The organism is Micromonospora sp. NPDC048930, from assembly GCF_043197935.1.
In the GTDB taxonomy this organism is placed as follows: domain Bacteria; phylum Actinomycetota; class Actinomycetes; order Mycobacteriales; family Micromonosporaceae; genus Micromonospora.
Genome location: NZ_JBICUB010000020.1, coordinates 54,739 through 76,581 on the forward strand (window position 1 = coordinate 54,739; position 21,843 = coordinate 76,581).

The following is a 21,843-nucleotide window of genomic DNA, read 5'->3' on the forward strand; positions in this document are numbered from 1 at the left end:
AGAGCTCAGTGTGCCTCCGGGTCCAGGCCGAGCGCCGCCCGGCCCCCGTCCACCGGCAGGGTCGCCCCGTTGACGAAGGTGGCCTGCCCGGACAGCAGGAACGCCACCACGTCGGCCACCTCCCCGGTACGCCCGATCCGGCCCACCGGGTGCAGCCGGGCCAGTTCCGCCTCGACCCGGTCGGCCTCGCCCGGTGCCAGGCCGGCCAGGAAGGCGGCGTGCCGCTCGGTGTGGATCGAACCGAGCGCGACGGCGTTGGTCCGGATCCCGTGCCGGCCGTACTCCACGGCGAGCGCCCGGGTCAGACCTTCCACGGCCGCCTTCGCGGTCGCGTACGGCAGGGCTCCCGGCACCGCCCGGCGGGCCTGGTGGGAGGAGACGTTGACGATCGCGCCGCCGGCGCCGGCGGCGAGGAAGCGGCGTACCGCCGTGGCGGCGCCGACCACGGCGGGGCGCAGGTTCCGGTCGATCAGCGCGCACACCTCGGCGGCGGGGGCGGTGTGCAGGGCGGCGTCCCGGAAGACGGCGGCGTTGTTGACCCAGCCGGCCAGCGGCGCGGCCGCCTCGGCCTGGTCGGCGGCCCGCCCGGCGACCTCCTCGTCGGACGCGTCGCCAGCGAGCGGGAGCAGCCGGTCGGCAGCCGGGTGGTCGGCGAGCCAGGCCAGCGCCGCACGGTCGTGCTCGATCACGACCACGGTGCCGCCGTCGGCGGCGAGCCGTTCGACGACCGCCCGGCCGACGCCCCGGCCCCCGCCGGTCACCACGTAGGAACGCCGGCCGTCCCGGCCGCCGCCGAGCAGCCCGGAGGAAGGTTCGGCGCCGGGACCGCCGCCAGGTGCGGACGACACCGGATCACCCGGCCGGGCGGCGGTGGATGACCACGCAGGCCAGGCCCGGTCCGGCGTGCGCGGCGACCACCGCCCCGGCCTCGGTGACGTACGTGTCGTGCAGGCGGTCGCCGAGCCGCTCGGTGAGCGCCGCCACCAGTTGCTCGGCGCGTTGCGGCGCGGCCAGGTGGTGCACCGCGAGGTCCACCTGGGCGTCGCCGGCCGCCTCGACCGCCAGGTCGACCAGGCGGGCCACGCCCCGGCCGGCGGTACGCACCTTGTCCCGGACCACGATCGCGCCGTCCGGCATGTGCATGATCGGCTTCACCGACAGGGCGGTGCCGAGCAGCGCCTCGGCCGCGTTGATCCGGCCGCCCCGGCGGAGGAACTCCAGGGTGTCCACGTAGAAGAATATGGTGGTCCGCGCGATCGCGTCGACCGCCGCCCGGCGTACCCCGTCGAGGTCGGCGCCGCCGTCTGCGGCCGTGGCGGCGGCGAGCACCGGGAAGCCGAGGCCCATCCCGGTCGAACGGCTGTCGACCACGGCAACCCGATCGCCCAGCTCGGCGGCGGCCAGCCGGGCCGCCTCGACCGTGCCGGAGAGCTCGGCCGACAGGTGCACCGAGACCACCGCGTCGGCGCCGCCTGCGAGGAGCGTGCGGTAGACCTCGGCGAACTGTTCGGGCGCGGGCCGGGAGGTGCTCACCGAGACCCGCCGGCCGCGGAGCACCCGGGTGGCGTCGTCCGGGAACGTCTCGACGCCCTCCAGCCCCTCCGCGCCGTTGAGCACGACGGTCAGCGGGACGACGGTGAGCCGGTGCGCGCGCACCAGCTCGGGCGGGAGGTAGGCGGTGGAGTCGGTGACGACCGCGACGGGCATGCCCGGCACGCTAGCCGATGTCGGGGCGGCGCGCCTCAGACGGCGTCGGCCGGCGCGGGCTGCGTGACGAGGCCGACATTGTGCGCCCGCAGGTGCCAACCCCGGACGTCGTCGTGGCGCAGCTCGCTCCAGTGGCAGTTGGCCAGCGACCCGATGGTGCGCAGCACCGCGTGGTCCCAGCCGAGCAGGTGACCGACGCCCTGCCGGGCCCCACCGCCGTGCGTGGTCACCACGACGGTGCCGCCGGCGGCCAGGTCGGCCGCGTCCTGGAACGCGGCACCGAGCCGCTTGCCCAGGTCGTCGAGGGTCTCGATGCCGGCGCCCGGGTCGGGGTCACCGGCGCGCCAGCGGGCGTACTCGGCGGGGAAGCGGTCGGCGACCTCGGTGAGGGTGAGGCCCTGCCACTGGCCGAAGTGCCGCTCGCGCAGCCGGGCGTCGGTGCGGACCGGCAGGCCGGTGAGCGCGGCGAGGGCCGCGGCGGTGTCGGCGGCCCGGCGCAGGTCGCTGGCGACGATGGCGTCCGGGCGCAGCGCGGCCAGCACCGGCGCGGCGGCGTGGGCCTGCTCCCGGCCGAGGTCGTTGAGGGGTACGTCGGTCTGCCCCTGGACCCGGTTGGCGGCGTTCCAGTCGGTGTTGCCGTGCCGCCAGACGATCAGGCGGGTCATTCGGCGCTGGCGGTGCCGGCGGCCGAGTCGGCCAGGTCGCGGTCCACGAACGGGATCTGCGGGCAGTCCTTCCAGAGCCGGTCGAGGGCGTAGAACTCGCGCTCCTCGGTGTGCTGCACGTGCACCACGATGTCGACGTAGTCGAGCAGCACCCAGCGGCCGGCGCGCTCGCCCTCGCGGCGGACCGGCTTGGCCTTCTCCGGCAGCTCCAGCAGGCGCTCCTCGATGGCGTCGACGATGGCGAGCACCTGACGCTCGTTCGGAGCGGCGGCCAGCAGGAACGCGTCGGTGATGGCGAGCTGGTCACCCACGTCGATGATGACGATGTCCTGCGCCTTCTTGTCGGCCGCCGCCTGGGCCGCGGCCATCGCCAGCTCGTGCGCGCGTTCGGAAACTGTCACCGTTCTCCTTCGATCAACCGTGCGACCCTCCAAGCCTCTCACACCCGACGGGGCGACGACTTGTCAGTTCTGGTCGATTACGCGGACAAACGCTCGCATCACGGGCGGAATCACCGCTGGTAGAGCCGCCGTTTGGCGATGTACTGCACCACACCGTCCGGCACCAGGTACCAGACCGGCTCACCCCGGGCGACCCGCGCCCGGCAGTCGGTGGACGAGATCGCCATGGCGGGGACCTGGACCAGGCTGACCGTGTCGGCGGGCAGGTGCTTGTCGGAGAGCTCGAAGCCGGGGCGGGTCACCCCGATGAAGTGGGCCAGCTCGAACATCCGGTCCACCTCCTTCCAGGACAGGATGCGCTCCAGCGCGTCCGCCCCGGTGATGAAGAAGAGCTGGACCTTCGGGCCGTACTCGTCGTGCAGGTCCTGGAGGGTGTCGACGGTGTAGGTCGGGCCGCCCCGGTCGATGTCGACCCGGCTCACCTGGAAGCGCGGGTTGGAGGCGGTGGCGATCACCGTCATCAGGTAGCGGTCCTCGGGTGAGCTGACCGGTTCGTCCGCCTTCTGCCAGGGCTGCCCGGTGGGGACGAAGACCACCTCGTCCAGGCCGAACCGGTCGGCCACCTCGCTGGCGGCGACCAGGTGCCCGTGGTGGATCGGGTCGAAGGTGCCGCCCATGATGCCGATCCGCCGGATGTCTTCCTCCACCCCGCGATCGTAGGCGGCGCTCCCGGCGGCGACCGGCGGGGCCCGGACGCGGCCCAGGCTCCGGAAGGGGCTTCCCCGGCGGCCCGCACGGCCCTATACTCGTCTACGAGTAATCGGAAACGAGCATTGAGGGAGCACGACATGCCGGGGCGGAGGAAGGTCGGCAACCTGCTGGCGCTGGCCGTGCTCTCCGTCCTCGTCGAGCGGCCGATGCACCCGTACGAGATGGCCACCACCCTCCGCGACCGGGGCAAGGACCAGGACATGGGGATCAAGTGGGGGTCCTTCTACACGGTCGTCCGCAACATGGAACGGCACGGGTTGATCGCTCCCGTGGAGAGCGTCCGGGAGGGCCGGCGCCCGGAGCGCACCGTCTACCGGATCACCGACGACGGCCGGGCCGAGCTGGTCGACTGGGCGCGCGAGCTGGTCTCCACCCCGGTCACGGAGCACCCCCGCTTCCGGGCCGGGCTGTCGGTGCTCGGCGCGCTCCACCCCGACGAGGCCACGGCCCTGCTGCGCCAACGGCTGGGCCGGCTGGAGGACGAGATCAGGAGCGAGCGCGCGGCGCTCGCGGAGCACGCCCGCGTGGTGCCCCGCCTGTTCCTGGTCGAGAGCGAGTACGACCTGACGATCCGGGAGGCGGAAGTCGCCTGGATCCGCTCCCTGCTGGCCGAGTTCACCTCGGGCAGCTACCCGGGGCTGGACGAGTGGCGGGCCTACCACGAGGCCGGCGCACCCGAGCCGGGCCCGACGGGAGGGGGCGGCCCCACCACCTGACGAACGGCCCCGGCGCGGTGCGCCAACACCGCGCCGGGGCCCTTACCTCGAACCGACACCTGAAGGCGCCCGGCCCGAAGCGGCAACCACGAGGATACCGGCGCTCCCTCCAGGTGGGTTCGGCACGCACGACCACCGACGACCCCAGGGAGGGACCGTGTCCAGAGTGAGCACAGCGATCGTCATCGGCGGCGGCATCGCCGGTCCGGTGACCGCGTTGGCCCTGCGCCGCGCGGGCATCAGCGCCACCGTGCACGAGGCGTACCCGAGCGCCGCCGACGGCATCGGCGGCACCCTCGCGCTCGCCCCGAACGGCATCGCGGCGCTGCGCCTCGTCGACGCCGACGAGGCCGTCACCGCCATCGCCACCCCGATCCACCGGATGGTGACGGCCCTCGGCCACCGGCGCATCGACATGCCGATGCTGGCCGGCGTGCCACCGCTGCAGGTGGTGCACCGCCACGAGCTGCATCGGGCGTTGCACGACCGCGCCCAGGCCGCGGGCGTGGTCATCGAACACGGCAGGCGCCTGGTCGACGTACGGGAGACGGAGGCCGGCATCACCGCCCGGTTCGCCGACGGCAGCACGGCCACGGCCGACGTGCTCATCGGGGCCGACGGCATCCGGTCGACCGTACGCACCCTGATCGACCCCGACGCCGTCGGGCCGCGCTTCACCGGGCTGCTCGGCTTCGAGGCGGTGGCCCGGCACGAGGTCGACGTGGAACCCGGCACGATGACCTTCGCCTTCGGCCGGCGGGCCTACTACCTCTACTGGCCGGAGCCGGGCGGCGGCACCCGGTGGGGCGCCAACCTGCCGCAGGAGCGGCCGATGAGCCTCGCCGAGGCCCGCGCGGTGCCCAGGGCCGACTGGATGCGGACGCTGCGGGCCACGTACGCGGACGACGACCCGGGCCGCCAGCTGATGCTGACCAGCCCCGACGACGACCTGCGGTCGGTGGGCTCGATGCACATCATGCCGCCGGTGCGGCACTGGCACCGCGGACGGATGGTGCTGGTCGGCGACGCGGCCCACGCCCCGTCCAACAGTTCCGGGCAGGGCGCCTCGCTGGCCATCGAGAGCGCGGTGCAGTTGGCCCGCTGCCTGCGCGACCTGCCGGACGTCCCGTCCGCGTTCGCCGCGTACGAGCGCCTGCGCCGGGAGCGGGTGGAGAAGATCGCCGCGCGGGCGGCGCGGATCAACCAGGTCAAGGCTCCCGGCCCGGTGGCCCGGGCGCTGATGCCGGTGCTGATGCCGCTGCTGATGAAGACCGCGATGAACCCGGAGAAGACGCTCGGCCCCGAGCAGCGCTACGTCATCGACTGGGACGCCCCGGTGACGGCGAGCGCGTCGGTGGGCTGAGCCGGCGTGCCGGGGTGGCGTACCCGGAGCGGGTGCGCCACCCCGGCGCCGGTCAGGCGCCCGCGGCGGCCACCGCCGTCCGGGCCACCAGCGCGCGGCGCAGGTCGTCGTCGAGGTCCACGACCCGCCGGCGCAGCCCGGGCGTGAGGTCGTCCCGGGCCAGCAGCGCCGCGGCCAGCTCCCGGGTCGGCTCCGCCACGGCGTAGCGGGGGAAGGCCAGGGTGGCCACCCGGTCGGCTGTCCAGGGCGTACGCAGCCGCGCCGCCGCCGGCATGTCGGCGAAGTACCGCGCCACGTACCCGGCGGTCAGCTCGGCCTGCTCCGGCTGCCAGAAACCCTCCGCGGTGGCCTCCACGAGGCGGTTGGAGAGTTCGGCGTTGCTGGTGATGATCTCCCAGGCGACCCGCTTGGCGTCGGCGTCGGGCAGCGCGGCGCGGCAGCGCGCGGCCTGCTCGGCACCGGTGGCGCTGCGGTCGGCGGCCGCCTCGGCGGCGATCTCCGGCGCACCGGCCGCGCCCAGCACCACCAGTCGGTAGAGCAGCGCCCAGCGCAGGTCGGCGTCGACGGCCAGGCCCTCCGGGACGCCCTCGCCGGCCAGCCAACCGGCGAGCAGCCCGGCGTCGGCCGTGGCGCCGATCAGGCCCCGGGCCGCCGCGAGCTGCAGCGACCCGCCGGCCGGGGCGGTGGCGAGCAGCGCGGCGCAGGCCCCGGCGATCCGGAGCAGGGCCGCGTCCCGGGCCAGCGGTTCCAGGTAGCGGTCGACCAGGCTCCGGCTCAGGGTGAGCACGTCCTCCGCGATGATCACCTCGGTCTCGGCGGGCAACGCCGCCGCGATGAGCGCGACCACGGCGGCGACCGGCCGCTCGCCGTCGGTGGCGGCGTCCAGCGCCTCACCCCAGAGCAGCGCCCGGGCCAGCGGGTCGTCCAGGCCCGGGAGCACCATCGGGACCGCGTCCGCGGAGGCGGCATCGAGCCGGATCTTGGCGAAGGTGAGGTCGCCGGCGTTGGGCAGCAGCAGGCCGGTGGCCGGCTGCCCGACCAGCTCGGCCAGCGCGGTACGGCCGTGGTCGGTGTCCGGGTCGAGGTCCACCTCGAAGCGGTGCGCCGGGGTGTCGGTGCCGTACCGGGCGACGCCGATGCGGTGCGGGCGCAGCACCGGGTACGCCTCCGGCGCGGTCTGCACCACCGCCGCCTCGGTCCACCGGCCGTCGGCGTCCACCGCGGTCACCATCCGCAGCGTGTTGACCTGCGGACGGCGCAGCCAGCGCTCGGCCCAGTCGCTGAGGTCGCGGCCGCTCGCGGCACCGAGGCTGTCGAGCAGGTCGGCGAGGGTGGCGTTGCCGAACCGGTGCTTGGCGAAGTGCGCGTTCAGGCCGGCGAGGAAGGCGTCGTCGCCGAGCCAGGCGACCAGCTGGCGCAGCACGCTGGCGCCCTTGGCGTAGGAGATGCCGTCGAAGTTGAGCAGCCCCTGGGCGGCGTCGGCCACCTCCTCGGGGGCGACCGGGTGGGTCGAGGGACGCTGGTCGGCCGCGTACCCCCAGGCCTTGCGGCGCATGGCGAACGTGGTCCACGCCTGGCCGAAGCGGGTCGCCTCGGCGGTGACCCGCGTGCCGAGGTACTCCGCGAAGGACTCGTTCAGCCAGAGGTCGTCCCACCAGCGCATGGTGACCAGGTCACCGAACCACATGTGCGCCATCTCGTGCGCGATGGTGGTGGCCCGCAGCTCCCGCTGGGTGTCGGTGACGGCCGAGCGGAAGACGTAGTCGTCGCGGATGGTGACCAGGCCCGGGTTCTCCATGGCGCCGGCGTTGAACTCCGGCACGAACGCCTGGTCGTACTTGCCGAACGGGTAGCGCTCGGCGAAGAGCTGGTGGAAGCGGTCGAGGCACTGCCGGGTGACGGTGAAGATCTCGTCGGCGTCGGCGTCCAGGTGCGCGGCGAGCGAGCGCCGGCAGTAGATGCCGAGCGGGATCCCGTCGTGCTCGTCCTGCCGGACGTGCCAGGGGCCGGCGATCAGGCTGAAGAAGTACGTGGCCAGCGGCGCGGTGGTGGCGAACTCCCAGCGGCCCGGGGCGGGCCGGGCGGCGACCGCGCCGTTGGCCGCCACGGTCCACTCCGGCGGGGCGGTGACCGAGAGGGTCACCGGGGCCTTCAGGTCGGGCTGGTCGAACGCGGCGAAGATCCGCTGCACGTCGTCGAGGAAGGACATGGCGTAGAGGTAGGTCTCGCCGTCGGCGGGGTCGACGAACCGGTGCACGCCCTCGCCGGTGTTCGAGTACGCCATCTCGGCCTCGACGGTGAGCGTGTTCGTCGCGGCCAGCCCGGTCAGCGGCAGCCGGTTGTCGTCGAGCGCGGCCGGGTCGAGGTCGCGGTCGTTGAGGCGTACCCGGAGCAGTTTCGCGGGTTTGACCTCGGCGAAGGTCTCGGCGCCGGGGGTCGCCCGGAACCGGATGGTGACGGTGGAGCGGAACCGCTCGTCGGCACCGGTCAGGTCGAGGTCCACCTGGTAGGACTCGACGGTAATCAACGCGCCACGCGCGGTCGCCTCTACACGGGTCAGGCTCGGCATCCGCTTATCCTGCCCGATAGGGCCCGTACGGGCTCCCCCGGCAACGTGGCGATGGAGGAACAGCGATGGGTCAGCACCCCAAGGGCGACTTCGACCTCTCCCGGGCGGTCTGGCAGCGGGCCGAGGGGGACACCTCGGACAGCGCCGTCGAGGTGGCCTTCGTCGACGATCTGATCGGCATGCGCAACTCGGCCCAGCCGGACGGCCCGGTGCTGGTCTTCACCCAGGCCGAGTGGGACGCCTTCGTGGCGGGCGCCCAGGACGGCGAGTTCGACCTGGACTGAGCGGCGGGGGTCAGTCACCGTCGCCCCAGCCGAGCCCGCCCAGGCCCGGGGCATGGTGGAAGCCCGGATGGCCCGCCACGTCCGCGCAGCGCTCGCCGTCGGGCCCGGGCGCCCCGCAGAAGAGCCGCTCCGCTCGGTGCCAGGCGTCGGCCGGCGAGAGCGCCGCCGCGCCGAGCGCCAGCTCCGGGCGGAGCAGGCTCAGCGCCTCGGCGTACGCGACGGCCACTTCCCGCGCGACGGACGGGTCGGCCGCCTCGAAGCCGAGGTGCACGGTGAAGTAGCGGGCCGGCCGGGCCGGGTGCCGTCGGGGTGGCACGATCAGCGCCTCCTCCCGGCCGCCCCGGCCCGCGTCGAGTCCGGCCACCACCCGGCGCTGCCGCCAGTGCGCCGCCCTGTTGTCCCGCATCCGCCCTCCGTCTCCGCTGCCGCCGGCCCCGGGCCGGCCCGATGGCCCCGCCCGCCGGCGGTGTTCCACGACCGGCCGGGCGCCGGTCCGGAGCTGAGCCAACCAGCTTCCGCCGTCCTGGGAGGGGCCAGCTCCGGCGCCGAGGCTGGGCCCCTCCCCCGGCCGACGGAATCTGCCAGGTCGTCCCGGGACGGGGATTCACCCGCCCTGACCCGGGTAGAAGCGGACGTACGTGCCGCGTCGCCGCCGTCAGGAGCAAGCCGATGAGCGTCATCCCCACCGACCGCAGCCCGGAGAGCACACTGGCGTTCCTCCGCGCGGGCTACCGGTTCGTCGGCGACCGCTGCGACCGCCACGGCGGCGACATCTTCCTTACCCGGCTGCTGCTGGAGCCGACCATCTGCCTGCGCGGCCGGCCGGCCGCCGAGCTGTTCTACGACAACGACCGCTTCGTCCGCCGGGGCGCGATGCCGATGCGGGCGCAGCGCACGCTCACCGGGGTCGGCGGCGTCCAGGGGCTCGACGACGCGCCGCACCGGGACCGCAAGGCGATGCTGATGTCGATCATGACGCCCGCCGGGATCCGCCACCTCGGGCAGCTCGTCGACGACGAGTGGCGGGCCCGGATCCCGGTCTGGGCGGCGGACGGTCCGGTGGTGCTCTACGACGAGGTGGCCCGGATCCTGACCCGGGCGGTCTTCGCCTGGGCCGGGGTGCCGCTGGCCGAGTCGGAGGTGGCGCGGCGCACGGTCGAGCTGCACGCCATGATCGAGGCCCCCACCGCGGTGGGCCTCCGGCACTGGCGGGGCGTGGTCGCCCGGCGGCGCGCCGAACGCTGGACCGGGGAGCTGATCGAGCGGGTCCGTTCGGGCGACCTGCCCGCGCCGGAGGGCAGCGCGCTGCGGGTGATCGCCGAGCACCGCGACGAGCGGGGCCAGCCGCTGCCCCGCCGGATCGCGGCGGTCGACCTGCTGAACGTCCTGCGGCCGACGGTCGCCGTCGACCGCTTCGTGGTCTTCGCGGCGCTGGCCCTGCACGACCACCCGGGCTGGCGGGACCGGGTCCGCGGCGACGACACCGCCACCGAGTGCTTCGTGCAGGAGGTACGCCGCTACTACCCCTTCTTCCCGGTGGCCGCGGCCCGGGTCCGGCGCTCGTTCGAGTGGCAGGGGTACCCGTTCCCGCAGGGCCGCCGGGTGCTGCTCGGCCTGTACGCGACCAATCACCACCCGGAGCTGTGGCCCGAGCCGGAGCGGTTCCGGCCGGAGCGGTTCGCCGGCTGGCGGGGCGACCCGTTCGGCCTGATGCCGCAGGGCGGCGGGGACCACCTCACCGGCCACCGCTGCGCCGGCGAGTGGATCACCATCGAGCTGATGAAGCGGGCCGTGACCAAGCTGACCTCCGCGATGAGCTACCAGGTGCCGCCGCAGGACCTGTCGCTCGACCTCAGCCGGATGCCCACCCTGCCGCCCAGCGGGTTCGTGATCGACGCGGTACGCCGCACCGAGTGACCCGCTGGGCGTACGCCGGTCGGGTCACTCCGCCACCACGAGGGCCTGCGGGGCGGCCTGCTTCATCCGGGTCCGCAGCCACTTGAGCTGGATCGCGGTCTGCTGCTCGCAGGCCTTCACCACCCCGAGCAGTTCCTCGTCCCGCGCGCCGTACGCGGCCTGTCCCACCAGGGTCCAGCAGATGTCGCACTCGGCGGCCATCAGGTAGAGGTCCTGGAGGTCGCGGAGCAGCCCGATCGGGCCGGTCCGGGAGCCGGAGAAGAGCTCCGAGTGCAGCCGGTCCGGCTCGGCCGGGGCCTCCTCGGCGTACCGGCGGGCGAACGGGGCCAACTGCTCCGCGTGGCGGTGGCACTGGCCGGCCAGCCGCTCGCAGGTGTGGAAGACGTCCGGCTCGTCCCGGTGCGCCGCGCCGACCTCGGTGAACGCGTCGCCGAGGCGGTCCTGGGCCTTGTGCAGCAGCCCGAGATAGTGCGCCAGGTGCATGTTCACTCCTCCCTCGACGGCGCCTCGGCGGCCGGCCCGCCGACCGTGGCCGGGATGCCGGAGCCCGCCGGCGGGGCGCAGCCGCCCACCGTCGGCGCGGGCGACGGCCGGCCGCCCGAGTCGGCCTCCTTCACCACCCGCACCGCCGCCACCTTGAAGATCGGTTGCTTGGAGACCGGATCCCAGGCGGTGATGGTCAGCTCGTTCGCCGCCCGGTCGTGCCGCCCCTGCCCCGGGGCGGCGCCGTCGGCCGTGTCCCAGTAGCCGTAGTGGAAGGGCACGAAGACCACCCCGGGGCGTACCCCGCAGATCCGGGCCCGGCCCCGGACGGCGCCGCGCGGCGACTCGACCCGGACCAGGTCCCCCTCACCGACGCCGAGCCGTTCGGCGTCGGCCGGGTTGAGTTCGACCCACGACTCGGGGGCGGCGTGCACCAGTTGGGTGGCCCGCCCGGTCTTGGTCCGGGTGTGGAACTGGTAGACCGTCCGGCCGGTGGTGAGCAGCAGCGGATAGTCCTCGCTGGGCACCTCCGGCGACGGCTGGTACGGCGCCGCGTGCAGGAACGCCCGCCCGCCGGGCTGCTTGGCCCGGTACTCCTCGGGCAGCAGCTCCGCGCCGGTGGTCAGGTCCTGCCCGTACGTCTCGCAGTAGTCCGGGTCGGTGTTGAAGACCCCGTTGGTGTAGAGCCGTTCGGTGCCGTCCGGGTGTTCGGAGTTGCACGGCCACTGGATGCCGCCGCTGCGCAGCTTCTCGTACGTGATGCCGGTGTAGTCGCAGGGCCGCCCGCGCGAGCACTCCTGCCAGGCGCGGAACGCCGACTCCGGGTCGGTCCACCTGATCAGCGGGTTCCCGTCCTTGTCGCGGAAGTCCATCCGGCGCGCGTAGTCGAGGAAGATGTCCAGGTCGGGGCGGGCCTCGCCGGGCGGCTCGACCGCCTTCTCGGAGATGTGCACGGTCCGGTCCACGCTGGTGAAGGTGCCGGTCTTCTCGCCCCAGGTCGCCGCGGGCAGCACCACGTCGGCCAGCTCGGCGGTCTCGGTCAGGAAGAGGTCCTGCACCACCACGAACAGCTCCGGTTTCGCCAGGATCCGGCGGATCCGGGCCAGGTCGGGCAGGGAGACCGCCGGGTTGGTGGCCGAGATCCAGAGCAGCTTGATCGAGCCCTGCTCGGCGTACCGGAAGATCTGCATGGCGTGGGTCGGCGGCGCCCAGTGCGGGATGGTGTCGACCTCGACGTTCCAGAGCCGGGCCAGCTCGGCCACGTGCTCCTCGTTCTCCCAGTTGCGCAGGCCGGGCAGGTCGCCGTCGGCCCCGCACTCGCGGTTGTTCTGCGCGGTGGGCTGGCCGTTCATCTGGTAGAGGCCCGCGCCCGGCCGCCCGATCATGCCGCGGATCAGGTGCAGGTTGTTCACCTGGCAGCTCGCCGCGGTGGCCTGGTTGGACTGGTAGAAGCCCTGGAGCAACGTGGAGAGCAGCCGCTCCGAGTGGCCGAGCAGCTCGGCGGCCCGCTCGACGTCCCGGGCCGGCAGGTCGCAGATCTCGGCGACCTTCGCCACCGGGTAGTCCGCCACCACCCGGCACAGCTCGTCGAAGCCGAGGGTGTGCGCCCGGACGTACTCCTCGTCGTACCAGCCGCGGTGGATCAGCTCGCGGAGCAGGCCGTTGAGCAGCGCCAGGTTGGTGCCGTTGCGCAGCGCCAGGTGCACGTCGGCTTCCCGGGCCACCGGGGTGGCACGCGGGTCCACCGCGAGCATCGCCGGCGGGTTCGGCCCGCGCCGGCGGTCCAGCATCCGCATCCACAACACGGTCTGCGTCTCCGCGACGTTGTGCCCCCAGAGCGCGATGGCGTCGCAGTGGTCCACGTCGGTGTACGACCCGGGCTGGCCGTCGGTGCCGAAGGACGCCTTCAGCGCGGAGGCGGCGGTGGCGGTGCAGAGCCGGGTGTTGCCGTCCATGTGCGGGGTGCCGATCCCGGCCTTCCCGATCACGCCGAGCGTGTAGTACTCCTCGAGGAAGAGCTGCCCGGTGGTGTAGAAGCCGAAGTGCCCCCAGCCGCCCGGGCCGCCCAGCAGCTCCTTCGAGCGGGCCACGATCCGGCCCATCGCGGTGTCCCAGTCGGTCTCCACGAGGCGGTCGCCGTCGCGGACCAGCGGCCGGCGCAGCCGGTCCGGGCTGTGGTTGGCCTGCCAGCCGTACAGGTCCTTCGGGTCGACCCGGCCGTGGTTGATCCGGTCCCCGGCCCGGCCGCGTACGCCGACGATCCGGTCGTCGATCACCGCGATGTCCATGGCGTCGCCGTTGGAGTGCAGGATCGAGGCGCTGGGCACCCAGCGCTGCACGTCCGCCTCGGTGTGCCCGTCGGCGAGGAAGCTGTCCACCCGCACCGGCCAGCGCTCGCCCGGCCCGTACGGCGTGCGCGGCCCCCACGGGTCGGCGATCCGATCGACCATCGTTCACCCCTCCCTCGGTGCGGACCACAGCGGCATCTGCCGGCCGGTGGCCCGGTTGAACAGCAGGTCCACCACCGTCACCAGCAGCACGGCGGCGAACGCGACCACCAGCTGGGTCGGGGTGTGCAGCAGCCCGAGGCCCACGATCAGTGTGGTCGCGCCGGCCGGCGGGTGCGGGGCCTTCAGCAGGACCAGCACCCCGGCGGTGATCGCCAGGGAGCCGGCGGCGGCCACGATCCGCGACCCGCTGACCCCCTCCTGCAGCGCGGAGGGGTGGTCGGCGAGGCCGGTGACCAGCAGCATCAGGTAGCCGGCGAGCAGCGCCACCAGGTGCCCGACGAGGGTGTTGCGGGGCGAGGACTCCGGCTTGCCGGGCTGTTCGACGTGCAGCATGATCGCCGGCCCCAGGCTGGGGAAGAGCCAGGGCTGCCGGGTGAGCAGGGCGACCGTACCGGCCACCACCACGGCGATCGCGCTGCCGGCGAAGGCCCGGGCGGCGGGCCGGGACGGCGGGTCATCGATCTCGGCGGACATGTGGGGAGCTGTACCCCACCGGGAAGATTCGAACCGACCCGCGCCCCGGCGTCGCCTCGGCGCTCAGGCCGGCTGCGGGTGCAGGACGGTGCGCAGGCAGCCGTCCTCCTTCTTCTGGAAGATCTCGTAGCCCCGGGCCCCCTCCTCCAGCGACATCGGATGCGTCGCCAGGTAGCCCGGGTCGATCTCGCCGACCGCGATCCGGTCCAGCAGCATCGGGATGTAGCGCTGGGCGTGCATCTGCCCCATCCGCAGCACCAGGGCCTTGTTCATGGCCGCGCCGAGGGGGAACTTGTCGACCAGGCCGGCGTACACGCCGACGATGCTCACCGTGCCGCCCTTGCGGCACGCCATGATCGCCTGCCGCACCGAGGTCGGCCGGTCGGTGGTCAGCCGGGCCGTCTGCTTCGCCTGGTCGTACGCGTAGACGGGCCCCACGTCGTGCGATTCCATGCCGACCGCCTCGATGCAGGCGTCCGGCCCCCGTCCGGCGGTCAGCTCGCGCAGCGCCTCCAGCACGTCGGTCTCCGCGTAGTTGATCGTCTCGACGCCGAGCCGCCCGGCGGCGGTGGCCAGCCGCTCCGGCAACCGGTCGATCACGATCACCCGCTCCGCGCCGAGGATCTGCGCCGACCGGGCGGCCATCTGGCCCACCCCGCCGGCGCCCCAGACGGCGACCACCTCGCCGCCCTTGAGCCCGCAGAAGTCGGCGGCCATCCAGCCGGTCGGCATGGCGTCGGAGGCGAAGACCACCGAGTCGTCCGGCACCCCGTCCGGCACGGTGAACGCGCCGACGTCGCCGAACGGCACCCGGATGTACTCGGCGTGGCTGCCCGAGTAGCCGCCGGCCGCGTGCGAGTAGCCGAGGATGCCGGCCGGAGCGTGGCCCCACAGCTTCTCGGTGACGACGGGTTGCGGGTTCGAGTTGTCGCAGAGCGAGTACTGCTCGGTGCGGCAGTACCAGCAACCCCCGCAGGCCACCACCGAGCCGACCACCACCCGGTCGCCGACCTTGATCCGCTGGACGTCCGGGCCGGTCTCCACCACCTCGCCCATGAACTCGTGACCGAGGATGTCCCCCTCCCGCATGGCCGGCAGGTACCCGTTGATCAGGTGCAGGTCGGAGCCGCAGACGCTGCTGGACCGGACCTTCACGATGATGTCGCGCGCGCCGCGGATGGTCGGCTCCGGCACGTCGCGCACGGCCAGCTTGCCCACGCCCTCCCAGCACAGCGCCCTCACGGCCGGCCTCCCACCATCAGCTTCTCCCGGATCCGGTCGGTCGCCTGCTCCTGCTTCGGGCTGCGTCCGGACGGGTCGTGCCGGGTGTCGAGCACCTGACCGGTCTCGATGAGCGACTTGATCCGGCGCAGCGCGCTGCGCAGGACCAGGTCCGGGTCGTGCCCGCCGGCCAGGCCGATCATCCGGCGCACGGGGCCGGACCGCCAGCGCAGCTCGGCGCGGATCTCGGTGCCCCGGTCCTGCGGCGCGGGGAGCAGTTCCACCCGCCCCCGCTGGCGCACCGGCCCGTCGGTCACCCGCCAGCTCAACCGCCCCGGGCCGTCGACCGTGATCTCGGCCCGCCACTCGATGCCGCCGCCGGCCGGGTCGCTGGCCACGCAGCGCCACCGGTTGTCGCCGAGCCGCTCCAGCGTCGCCCACTCGGCCAGCCCCCGGTCCAGCCGTTCCCGGTCGGTCCAGAAGCCGATCACCGCGTCCATCGGCCGGTCCACCGTGATCCCCCGGTGGACGACGTACCAGCCGTCCTCCCGCTCGGGTTGGTGCCGGCGCCGCCGGCGGGCCACCGCCCGGCCGACACCGAGTGCCGTCACCGTGGCGGCGCCGGCCAGGGCCCACCTCGTTCCGTTGCTGGTCATCACGTCTCCTCCACCCGGGCGTCCGGCTTGGACCGCCCGTATCCCGGTGCGCTACCCGGCGCCGGTCCAGTGAAACGGGAAAACGGTTTGATCGCTGGAATTTCGGGCAGGCTGGGCCACCGATCCCGTCCCTGGAGGAGGCAAGGACCTGATGCGTGCGTACCAGGAGCGAGCCCGGCCGGCGCGGCTGCTGGCCGCGCTGTCGGCGGGTGCGGCGGTGGCCGCCGCGCTCACCAGCCGGCGGCGGGGGCCGTGGTCGCGGGCGGTCGCGGCGACGGTGGCCGGGGCCCTGGTGGGTCGGCGGCTGGCCAACGCGCTCGCCGGTCCGACCGGGGGCGGGGCCGGACCCGCCCGCCCGGCGCAGCCGCGGCAGGACGGGCCGGACGAGCTGCGGCTCTGGGTGGCTGCGGGCGACCTCGCCGTCCGGGTACGTCCGGACCCGGCCACCGACCCGCTGTCGAGCTGAGGCGTCCCCGGCGTCACCGTCGGGCCGGGCCCGCCGGCCCGACCGGCCGAGTCCCACCATCAACTCCACGCGCCGCGAGCGCCCCGGGCGTACGGCCCCGACCCCGCGCACGCGACAGCTCGCGGCCACTCTCCGGCGTCCGCCGGTGGTGGCCGCGAGCTGCGGCGTACGAGGAATCAGTACCGGACCTGTTCGCGCGACTGCTGCGCGGTGTCCTTGACGTCGTGCGTGGCGGCGCGGGTGTCGTCCTTGACCGTCTGCGCGGCGTCCTGCGCGGTCGACTTCACCGACTGGGCGGCCTGCTGGGCCGGCCCGCGCAGCTCGTCCCGGAGCTCGCCGGCGACCTCGCCGAGCTTTTCCTTCACCTCGCCGCCGTGCTCGGCGGCCTTCTCCTTGACCTGGGCGGCGACCTGCTGCTCGCGGCGGGTGGCCGGGATCAGCGAGGAGACCAGCATGCCCACGCCGAAGGCGATCACGCCGGCGGCGATGGGGTTGCCCTCGGACTTCTGCCGCAGCACGTGCGGGGCCCGGTGCGCGGCGTCACCGACGGTGGAGGCGGCGGCGTGCGCCTTGTCGCCCACCGTGGAAGCCGCCGAGGAGGCGTGGTCGCCCGCCGCGTGGGCGGCGTGGCCGGTGCTGTGGCCGAGGTCGGATGCGGTTCCCATCACCTTGTCCTTCACGTTCGACAGCGCACTGCGGACGCGCTGCTTGCGGTCGTCGACGATGCGGCTCGGGCTGACCTTGTACGCCAGGGCGTCCACGTCCGAGCTCAGGTTGTTGCGGGTGGCTTCGATCTCCCGGCGGATCTGGTCGGGATCGGTGCTCATCGGGTCACTCCCTCCGGGTGCGGCTTGAGCGCGTCGGGGATGCGCTGCACGCTGTCGTTGGTCTGCTTCAGGCCGCGGATCCGCTCGGCGTTCTTCTTCGCCATCGAGTAGAGGACCGCGGCGATCACGGCCCAGACGACGGCCACGATCAGCGCGGCCAGCCCCGAATCCAGCACGTTGTCCAGGGCCTGCCACAGCGCGATGGAGAGGAAGAGGGCCACCATGTAGCCGCCGAAGCCGGCGCCGCCGAAGAGGCCGGCGGCCCTGCCCGCCTTCTTCCCCTCCTGGCGGATCTCCGCCTTGGCCAGCTCGACCTCCTGCCGCAGGAGGGTGGAGAGGTCGGTGGTGACCTGGCGCATCAGCTCACCGATGGAGCTGCCCCGGACCTCGTCCGCGGTGTGCGGGGCGCCCGCCGGCTGGTAGCCGGAGTCCAGGCCGGGCCCCTGCGTCGGCGCGGTCATGCCGTCGCCTCCCTTTTGCCGGTTCGGCCGCTCACGGACGGTTCACGCCACTGGACGGGACGCCCGGCAGCGGGTCGGTCCGCTCCGGCGGGGGCAGCGGCCGGCCGGTGCCGCCGACCGGGTCGGCGTAGCCGCCGGCGGTGCCCTGGTCGGGGTAGATCGCACCCTGACCCGAGTAGCCCGGGGTCGGCTCGGCGTAGCTGCCGGGGGTCGGGTCGAGGTAGCCGCCCGGCGGGATCTGGTCCGGCACGGCCCGGTGAGTCGGGATGACCGCGGTCTGGTCCGGGTCGTACGCCCGCCGGCCGGTGTCGTCGCCGACGGCGGCGATGTTCCGGGTCAGCCGGCCGGCGACCACGCCGAGCAGCGCGGCCCCGATCAGGAAGGTGCCCGGGTTGCGGCGGGCGTAGTTCTTCACCTCGTCGAGGAGGTCGCCCGGCTCCCGCTGCTCCAGCCAGCCGGCGACCCCGTGCACCCGGTCGGCGGCCTGATGGGCCAGCTCGGTGACCGGGCCGGAGCCGCCGCCGTTCTGCGCCATCGCGCGCATCTCCTCGGCCAGCGAGCGCAGGCCGCTCGCGGCGCGCTGCTGCTGCTGGCCGGTCTGGACGGCCAGCTGGTCACGGGCCTCGCCGTAGAGGTTGCGGGCCTGCCGCGTCGCCTCGCCGACGACCTCCTTGCCCTGCTCCTTGGCGGTCTGGGCGACCGCGCCGCCCGCGTTCGCGGCCTCCGAGCCGACCTGGCGGGCCTGGTCGCGAACCCCGCCGCCATTGGTCGACTCGTACGTGGCAGACGTGGGTGAGAGATCGTAAGTCATGGTGTCCCTTCCGCTCGGATGGTCGTAGCGGTTGTGCTCAGGGGGATCACGCCGAATTACTTTCGGCGTGACAACTGACCTACCCCGAGTCGTCGGGTCCATGCCTGATTCGCCATTTCTCTGCGGAGGCGGCCCGCCCCGATCACACAATGGAGGGTCTGCCCGGCCCGGGCGGCCGATGATCCACGGAGGTGACAGCGATGGCACGTGACGTGCGCGGACGCGCTCCGGCCCGGTCCCGCCCGGCGATCCAGAAGGCCGCCCTCGCGGTGGCCGCCGTCTTCCTGCTGATCGGCGTGCTCGGGTTCGTCCCCGGCTTCACCACGCACTACGGGGACCTGGCGTTCGCCGGTCACCGCTCCGAGGCGAAGCTGATCGGCGTGTTCCAGGTGTCCGTGCTGCACAACCTGTTGCACCTGGTCTTCGGCCTGGCCGGGCTGGTGCTGGCCCGCAAGGTCTCCGGGGCGCGGCTCTTCCTGGCCGGCGGCGGCGCCGTCTACCTGGGCATCTGGCTGTACGGCTTCGGCATCGACCGGCACACCGCGGCGAACTTCGTGCCGTTCAACGACGCCGACAACTGGCTGCACCTCTTCCTCGGCTTCGGGATGCTCGTCCTCGGCCTGCTGCTCTCCAACGACGTGGGCACCGGCGGCCGGCTGGACACCCCGATGGACCGGCCCTGACCTGCGTCACCCACACGGGTGGTGACCACTCGCCCCGCCCGGGCCGGGTTTGGATGATCATCGCCCGGGGCACGGAGGACCACCACGGGGAGTGATCCTGACGAGGAGGTCCGGCGATGCCGCGGTGGTTGCGGGAGAACGCGCTCACGGTCGCCATGCTCGGCGCGTTCCTGATCTTCCTGCTGTTGCAGAGCGTGTTCGGCTGGCAGGTGCACAACGAGGAACTGGCCCAGTACGGGGCGGCCCCGGAGAGCTGGTGGGCGTACCTCGGCAGCGGGCACTTCGCCGAGGCGGTCTTCGAGAACTGGGAGTCGGAGTTCCTCCAGATGGGCGGCTACGTGCTGCTCACCGCGTACCTGGTGCAGAAGGGGTCGGCCGAGTCGAAGCCCGAAGGGCAGACCGACCGGCCCGAGGACGACGCGCGCCGGGCCACCCCGGACTCCCCCTGGCCGGTCCGGGCGGGCGGGCTGCCGCTGACCATCTACCGCAACAGCCTGTCGATCGCGCTGCTGCTGATCTTCGCCGGCGCGTTCCTCGGCCACCTGTTCGGCGGCGTGGTCGAGTACAACGAGGAGCAGGCGTTGCAGAGCGGGGCCGCCCCGATCAGCGCCTGGCAGTTCCTCGGCACCAGCGACTTCTGGTTCCAGTCGATGCAGAACTGGCAGAGCGAGTTCCTCGCCGTCGGGGTGCTGATCCTGCTGAGCATCGTGCTGCGGCAGCACGCCAGCCCGGAGTCGAAGCCGGTCACGGCCGCGCACGCCGAGACCGGCGCCTGAGCCGCGTCCAGCCGCGCCGGCCCGGCCACCGCCGGGCGCGACGGTCGCCGTCGTCAGGCGGCGACCGTCAGCCGCTTGGCGAAGCACACGCTGTACGGGTTGTCCACGTACTCGCCGTACACCGGGATGGGCTGGTAGCCGCAGGACCGGTAGAGGCCGATGGCGGCCGGCAGGTAGGTGCCCGTCTCCAGGCACACCGTGCTGTGCCCCTGCCGGAAGGCCAACTCCTCGAGCGCGGCCAGGAGGTGCCGGGCGATGCCCCGCCCTCGGTACGCCGGCCGCACGTACATCCGCTTGAGCTCGCCCGTCTCGGCGTCGAGAGCCTGGATGCCGCCGCAGGCGACCGCCCGCCCATCCGCCACCACGACGAGGTAGCGGATGTCGTCGTGGGTGACCGTCGCCTGGCCGTCCAGCCCACCGTCCGCCTCGCGCAGCTCGCGCTGCTGGGCGGTGACCAGGGCGGCGACTTCGGGATCGGTGGCGGGACGGGATTCGATCAGCATTCCGTCACGGTAGGTCGGCCGGATTTCGCGGAGGTTTCCGGCCAACGACCCGAACACGGACGCAGCGGGACTACTCCCAGTCCTCGTCGTCGGCGTCGTCCTGGGGGGCGGCCTCCAGCTCGTCCTCCGGCCGCCGCCGGCGCGCCTTGCGGGCGGCGAGCCGCTCGGCGGCCGTGGCGCGGGTCGGCTTCTCCTCCAGCCGGATGTCGGCACCACGAACGCTCGGGGTGAAGTCCACGCCCGCGTAGAGCGTGGGCTGCCAGTCGAACTCGCGGTCGCCGATCCGGACCAGGTCGCCGGCCTGGGCGCCGGCCTTGGCCAGCTTCTCCTCGACGCCCAGCCGGGCCAGCCGGTCGGCCAGGTAGCCGACCGCCTCGTCGTTGTCGAAGTTGGTCTGCTTGACCCAGCGTTCCGGCCGGTTGCCCCGGACGGTGTACGAGCCGTCCTCCTCCGCCTCGATGGTGAAGCCGGTGTCGTCGACCGCCTTCGGCCGGATCACGATCCGGGTCGGCTCGGCCGGCGGCGCCGCGCTGCGCGCCTGCTCGACCAGCTCCGCCATCGCGTACATCAGCTCCTTGAGCCCCTCCCGGGTGGCCGTGGAGACCTCGAAGACGCGGAAGCCACGGGCCTCCAGGTCGGGCCGGACGATCTCGGCGAGGTCCCGCCCGTCCGGCACGTCGATCTTGTTGAGCGCGACGAGGCGCGGCCGGTCGGTGAGACCGCCGTACTCGGTCAGCTCGGCCTCGATGGTGTCGATGTCGGCCAGCGGGTCGCGGCCCGGCTCCAGGGTGGCGGTGTCGACCACGTGCACCAGCACGGCGCAGCGCTCGACGTGGCGGAGGAACTCCAGGCCCAGGCCCTTGCCGGTCGCCGCGCCCGGGATCAGGCCCGGCACGTCGGCGACGGTGAAGGTGTGGTTGTCCACCCGGACCACGCCCAGGTTCGGCACCAGCGTGGTGAACGGGTAGTCGGCGATCTTCGGCTTCGCCGCGGAGATGACCGAGATCAGCGAGGACTTGCCGGCGGACGGGAAGCCGACCAGGCCGACGTCGGCGACGCTCTTCAGCTCCAGCACGACGTCCAGCCGGTCACCCGGCTCACCCAGCTCGGCGAAGCCGGGCGCCTTGCGCCGGGCGTTGGCCAGTGCGGCGTTGCCCCGGCCGCCACGGCCGCCCCGGGCCGCCTCGAAGGTGGTGCCCACGCCCACCAGGTCGGCCAGCACCTCGCCGTCGAGGGTCTGCACCACGGTGCCGTTCGGCACCTTGATCACCAGGTCCCGGCCGTTGGCGCCGTCCCGGTTCGAGCCGGCGCCACCCTTGCCGTTCTCGGCCTTCTGGTGCGGCCGGAAGTGGAAGTCGAGCAGCGTGGTCACCTGTGGGTCGACGACCAGCGTCACGCTGCCGCCGTGCCCGCCGTTGCCGCCGTCCGGCCCACCGAAGGGCTTGAACTTCTCCCGGTGGATCGAGGCACAGCCGTGCCCGCCGTCGCCGGCCTGCAGGTGCAGGACGACCCGGTCAACGAACGTCGTCACGCCGTCAATCCTTCCAGCGGGGCTCGCCCCGCACGTGAAAAAGCGAAG

At 73.8% G+C, this 21,843-nt stretch carries 24 protein-coding genes; 7 read left to right on the forward strand and 17 right to left on the reverse strand.

Annotated elements, in window-relative coordinates:
* Positions 1 to 5: 5 nt before the first annotated feature.
* From ACGFI9_RS33090 to nadD, 5 genes are all read right to left on the reverse strand, one after another.
* Complete coding sequence (locus ACGFI9_RS33090; RefSeq protein WP_393184401.1) at positions 6 to 764, reverse strand: SDR family NAD(P)-dependent oxidoreductase; 759 nt, start codon at positions 762 to 764, stop codon at positions 6 to 8.
* Between the two features lie 88 nt (positions 765 to 852).
* Positions 853 to 1,707, reverse strand: coding sequence for a DegV family protein (locus ACGFI9_RS33095; RefSeq protein WP_393184321.1), 855 nt, complete (start codon positions 1,705 to 1,707; stop codon positions 853 to 855).
* 35 nt (positions 1,708 to 1,742) lie between these two features.
* Positions 1,743 to 2,372, reverse strand: a complete 630-nt coding sequence (locus ACGFI9_RS33100) for a histidine phosphatase family protein (protein WP_393184323.1) — start codon at positions 2,370 to 2,372, stop codon at positions 1,743 to 1,745.
* Entirely contained in the window at positions 2,369 to 2,773 is a 405-nt protein-coding gene (gene rsfS / locus ACGFI9_RS33105; RefSeq protein ID WP_393184325.1) for a ribosome silencing factor, read from the reverse strand. The genes ACGFI9_RS33100 and rsfS overlap by 4 nt, the downstream gene beginning before the upstream one ends.
* 110 nt (positions 2,774 to 2,883) lie before the next feature.
* On the reverse strand, positions 2,884 to 3,480 hold the full coding sequence (nadD, locus tag ACGFI9_RS33110; protein WP_393184326.1) for a nicotinate-nucleotide adenylyltransferase: 597 nt from the start codon (positions 3,478 to 3,480) through the stop codon (positions 2,884 to 2,886).
* A 141-nt stretch (positions 3,481 to 3,621) separates the two neighbouring features.
* Here nadD and ACGFI9_RS33115 point away from each other — a divergent pair, with 141 nt between their 5' ends.
* The gene (locus ACGFI9_RS33115) at positions 3,622 to 4,260 is read left to right on the forward strand and encodes a PadR family transcriptional regulator (RefSeq protein WP_393184328.1); all 639 of its coding nucleotides are present in this window, start codon (positions 3,622 to 3,624) and stop codon (positions 4,258 to 4,260) included.
* A gap of 166 nt (positions 4,261 to 4,426) precedes the next feature.
* The gene (locus ACGFI9_RS33120; protein WP_393184329.1) at positions 4,427 to 5,623 is read left to right on the forward strand and encodes an FAD-dependent oxidoreductase; all 1,197 of its coding nucleotides are present in this window, start codon (positions 4,427 to 4,429) and stop codon (positions 5,621 to 5,623) included.
* Positions 5,624 to 5,675: 52 nt separating this feature from the next.
* Here the strand turns inward: ACGFI9_RS33120 and pepN are convergent, their stop codons facing one another.
* Entirely contained in the window at positions 5,676 to 8,192 is a 2,517-nt protein-coding gene (gene pepN, locus ACGFI9_RS33125) for an aminopeptidase N (RefSeq protein ID WP_393184331.1), read from the reverse strand.
* 65 nt (positions 8,193 to 8,257) lie between these two features.
* Here pepN and ACGFI9_RS33130 point away from each other — a divergent pair, with 65 nt between their 5' ends.
* Positions 8,258 to 8,476, forward strand: a complete 219-nt coding sequence (locus ACGFI9_RS33130; protein WP_393184333.1) for a DUF397 domain-containing protein — start codon at positions 8,258 to 8,260, stop codon at positions 8,474 to 8,476.
* Between the two features lie 10 nt (positions 8,477 to 8,486).
* Here the strand turns inward: ACGFI9_RS33130 and ACGFI9_RS33135 are convergent, their stop codons facing one another.
* Positions 8,487 to 8,882 carry a hypothetical protein gene (locus tag ACGFI9_RS33135; protein ID WP_393184334.1) on the reverse strand — a complete coding sequence of 132 codons (396 nt, stop codon included), beginning with the start codon at positions 8,880 to 8,882 and terminating at the stop codon, positions 8,487 to 8,489.
* A 263-nt stretch (positions 8,883 to 9,145) separates the two neighbouring features.
* On the opposite strand from ACGFI9_RS33135, the gene ACGFI9_RS33140 reads away from it, so the two are divergent.
* Entirely contained in the window at positions 9,146 to 10,393 is a 1,248-nt protein-coding gene (locus tag ACGFI9_RS33140) for a cytochrome P450 (protein ID WP_393184336.1), read from the forward strand.
* A 24-nt stretch (positions 10,394 to 10,417) separates the two neighbouring features.
* Here ACGFI9_RS33140 and ACGFI9_RS33145 read toward each other — a convergent pair whose 3' ends face one another.
* The 5 genes from ACGFI9_RS33145 to ACGFI9_RS33165 form a co-directional block, all read right to left on the reverse strand.
* Positions 10,418 to 10,876 carry a hypothetical protein gene (locus ACGFI9_RS33145; protein ID WP_393184338.1) on the reverse strand — a complete coding sequence of 153 codons (459 nt, stop codon included), beginning with the start codon at positions 10,874 to 10,876 and terminating at the stop codon, positions 10,418 to 10,420.
* A gap of 2 nt (positions 10,877 to 10,878) precedes the next feature.
* Entirely contained in the window at positions 10,879 to 13,326 is a 2,448-nt protein-coding gene (locus tag ACGFI9_RS33150) for a molybdopterin oxidoreductase family protein (RefSeq protein WP_393184339.1), read from the reverse strand.
* A 3-nt stretch (positions 13,327 to 13,329) separates the two neighbouring features.
* Positions 13,330 to 13,860, reverse strand: coding sequence for an HPP family protein (locus tag ACGFI9_RS33155; RefSeq protein WP_393184341.1), 531 nt, complete (start codon positions 13,858 to 13,860; stop codon positions 13,330 to 13,332).
* A 63-nt stretch (positions 13,861 to 13,923) separates the two neighbouring features.
* A complete protein-coding gene (locus ACGFI9_RS33160) occupies positions 13,924 to 15,102 on the reverse strand; it encodes a zinc-dependent alcohol dehydrogenase (protein ID WP_393184343.1) in 1,179 nt (392 codons plus the stop codon).
* On the reverse strand, positions 15,099 to 15,737 hold the full coding sequence (locus tag ACGFI9_RS33165) for a cyclase (protein ID WP_393184345.1): 639 nt from the start codon (positions 15,735 to 15,737) through the stop codon (positions 15,099 to 15,101). Before ACGFI9_RS33165 ends, ACGFI9_RS33160 begins: the two co-directional genes overlap by 4 nt.
* A gap of 151 nt (positions 15,738 to 15,888) precedes the next feature.
* Here ACGFI9_RS33165 and ACGFI9_RS33170 point away from each other — a divergent pair, with 151 nt between their 5' ends.
* Positions 15,889 to 16,203, forward strand: a complete 315-nt coding sequence (locus tag ACGFI9_RS33170; RefSeq protein ID WP_393184347.1) for a hypothetical protein — start codon at positions 15,889 to 15,891, stop codon at positions 16,201 to 16,203.
* Between the two features lie 176 nt (positions 16,204 to 16,379).
* On the opposite strand, the gene ACGFI9_RS33175 is transcribed toward ACGFI9_RS33170, so the two are convergent.
* The 3 genes from ACGFI9_RS33175 to ACGFI9_RS33185 are packed head-to-tail and all read right to left on the reverse strand — an operon-like array spanning position 16,380 to position 18,302.
* Positions 16,380 to 17,030 carry a DUF3618 domain-containing protein gene (locus ACGFI9_RS33175; RefSeq protein ID WP_393184348.1) on the reverse strand — a complete coding sequence of 217 codons (651 nt, stop codon included), beginning with the start codon at positions 17,028 to 17,030 and terminating at the stop codon, positions 16,380 to 16,382.
* Positions 17,027 to 17,491 (reverse strand): phage holin family protein, encoded by a 465-nt coding sequence (locus tag ACGFI9_RS33180; RefSeq protein ID WP_393184349.1) that lies wholly within the window; start codon positions 17,489 to 17,491, stop codon positions 17,027 to 17,029. The genes ACGFI9_RS33175 and ACGFI9_RS33180 overlap by 4 nt, the downstream gene beginning before the upstream one ends.
* 31 nt (positions 17,492 to 17,522) lie before the next feature.
* The gene (locus ACGFI9_RS33185; RefSeq protein WP_393184351.1) at positions 17,523 to 18,302 is read right to left on the reverse strand and encodes a hypothetical protein; all 780 of its coding nucleotides are present in this window, start codon (positions 18,300 to 18,302) and stop codon (positions 17,523 to 17,525) included.
* A gap of 200 nt (positions 18,303 to 18,502) precedes the next feature.
* Here ACGFI9_RS33185 and ACGFI9_RS33190 point away from each other — a divergent pair, with 200 nt between their 5' ends.
* Both ACGFI9_RS33190 and ACGFI9_RS33195 read left to right on the forward strand, forming a co-directional pair.
* The gene (locus ACGFI9_RS33190; RefSeq protein ID WP_393184352.1) at positions 18,503 to 18,985 is read left to right on the forward strand and encodes a DUF4383 domain-containing protein; all 483 of its coding nucleotides are present in this window, start codon (positions 18,503 to 18,505) and stop codon (positions 18,983 to 18,985) included.
* A 116-nt stretch (positions 18,986 to 19,101) separates the two neighbouring features.
* Complete coding sequence (locus ACGFI9_RS33195; RefSeq protein ID WP_393184354.1) at positions 19,102 to 19,761, forward strand: DUF6766 family protein; 660 nt, start codon at positions 19,102 to 19,104, stop codon at positions 19,759 to 19,761.
* A gap of 53 nt (positions 19,762 to 19,814) precedes the next feature.
* Here the strand turns inward: ACGFI9_RS33195 and ACGFI9_RS33200 are convergent, their stop codons facing one another.
* Together ACGFI9_RS33200 and obgE are read right to left on the reverse strand one after the other, a co-directional pair.
* On the reverse strand, positions 19,815 to 20,264 hold the full coding sequence (locus tag ACGFI9_RS33200) for a GNAT family N-acetyltransferase (RefSeq protein ID WP_393184356.1): 450 nt from the start codon (positions 20,262 to 20,264) through the stop codon (positions 19,815 to 19,817).
* 70 nt (positions 20,265 to 20,334) lie between these two features.
* Positions 20,335 to 21,795 carry a GTPase ObgE gene (gene obgE / locus ACGFI9_RS33205; RefSeq protein ID WP_393184358.1) on the reverse strand — a complete coding sequence of 487 codons (1,461 nt, stop codon included), beginning with the start codon at positions 21,793 to 21,795 and terminating at the stop codon, positions 20,335 to 20,337.
* Positions 21,796 to 21,843: the final 48 nt, after the last annotated feature.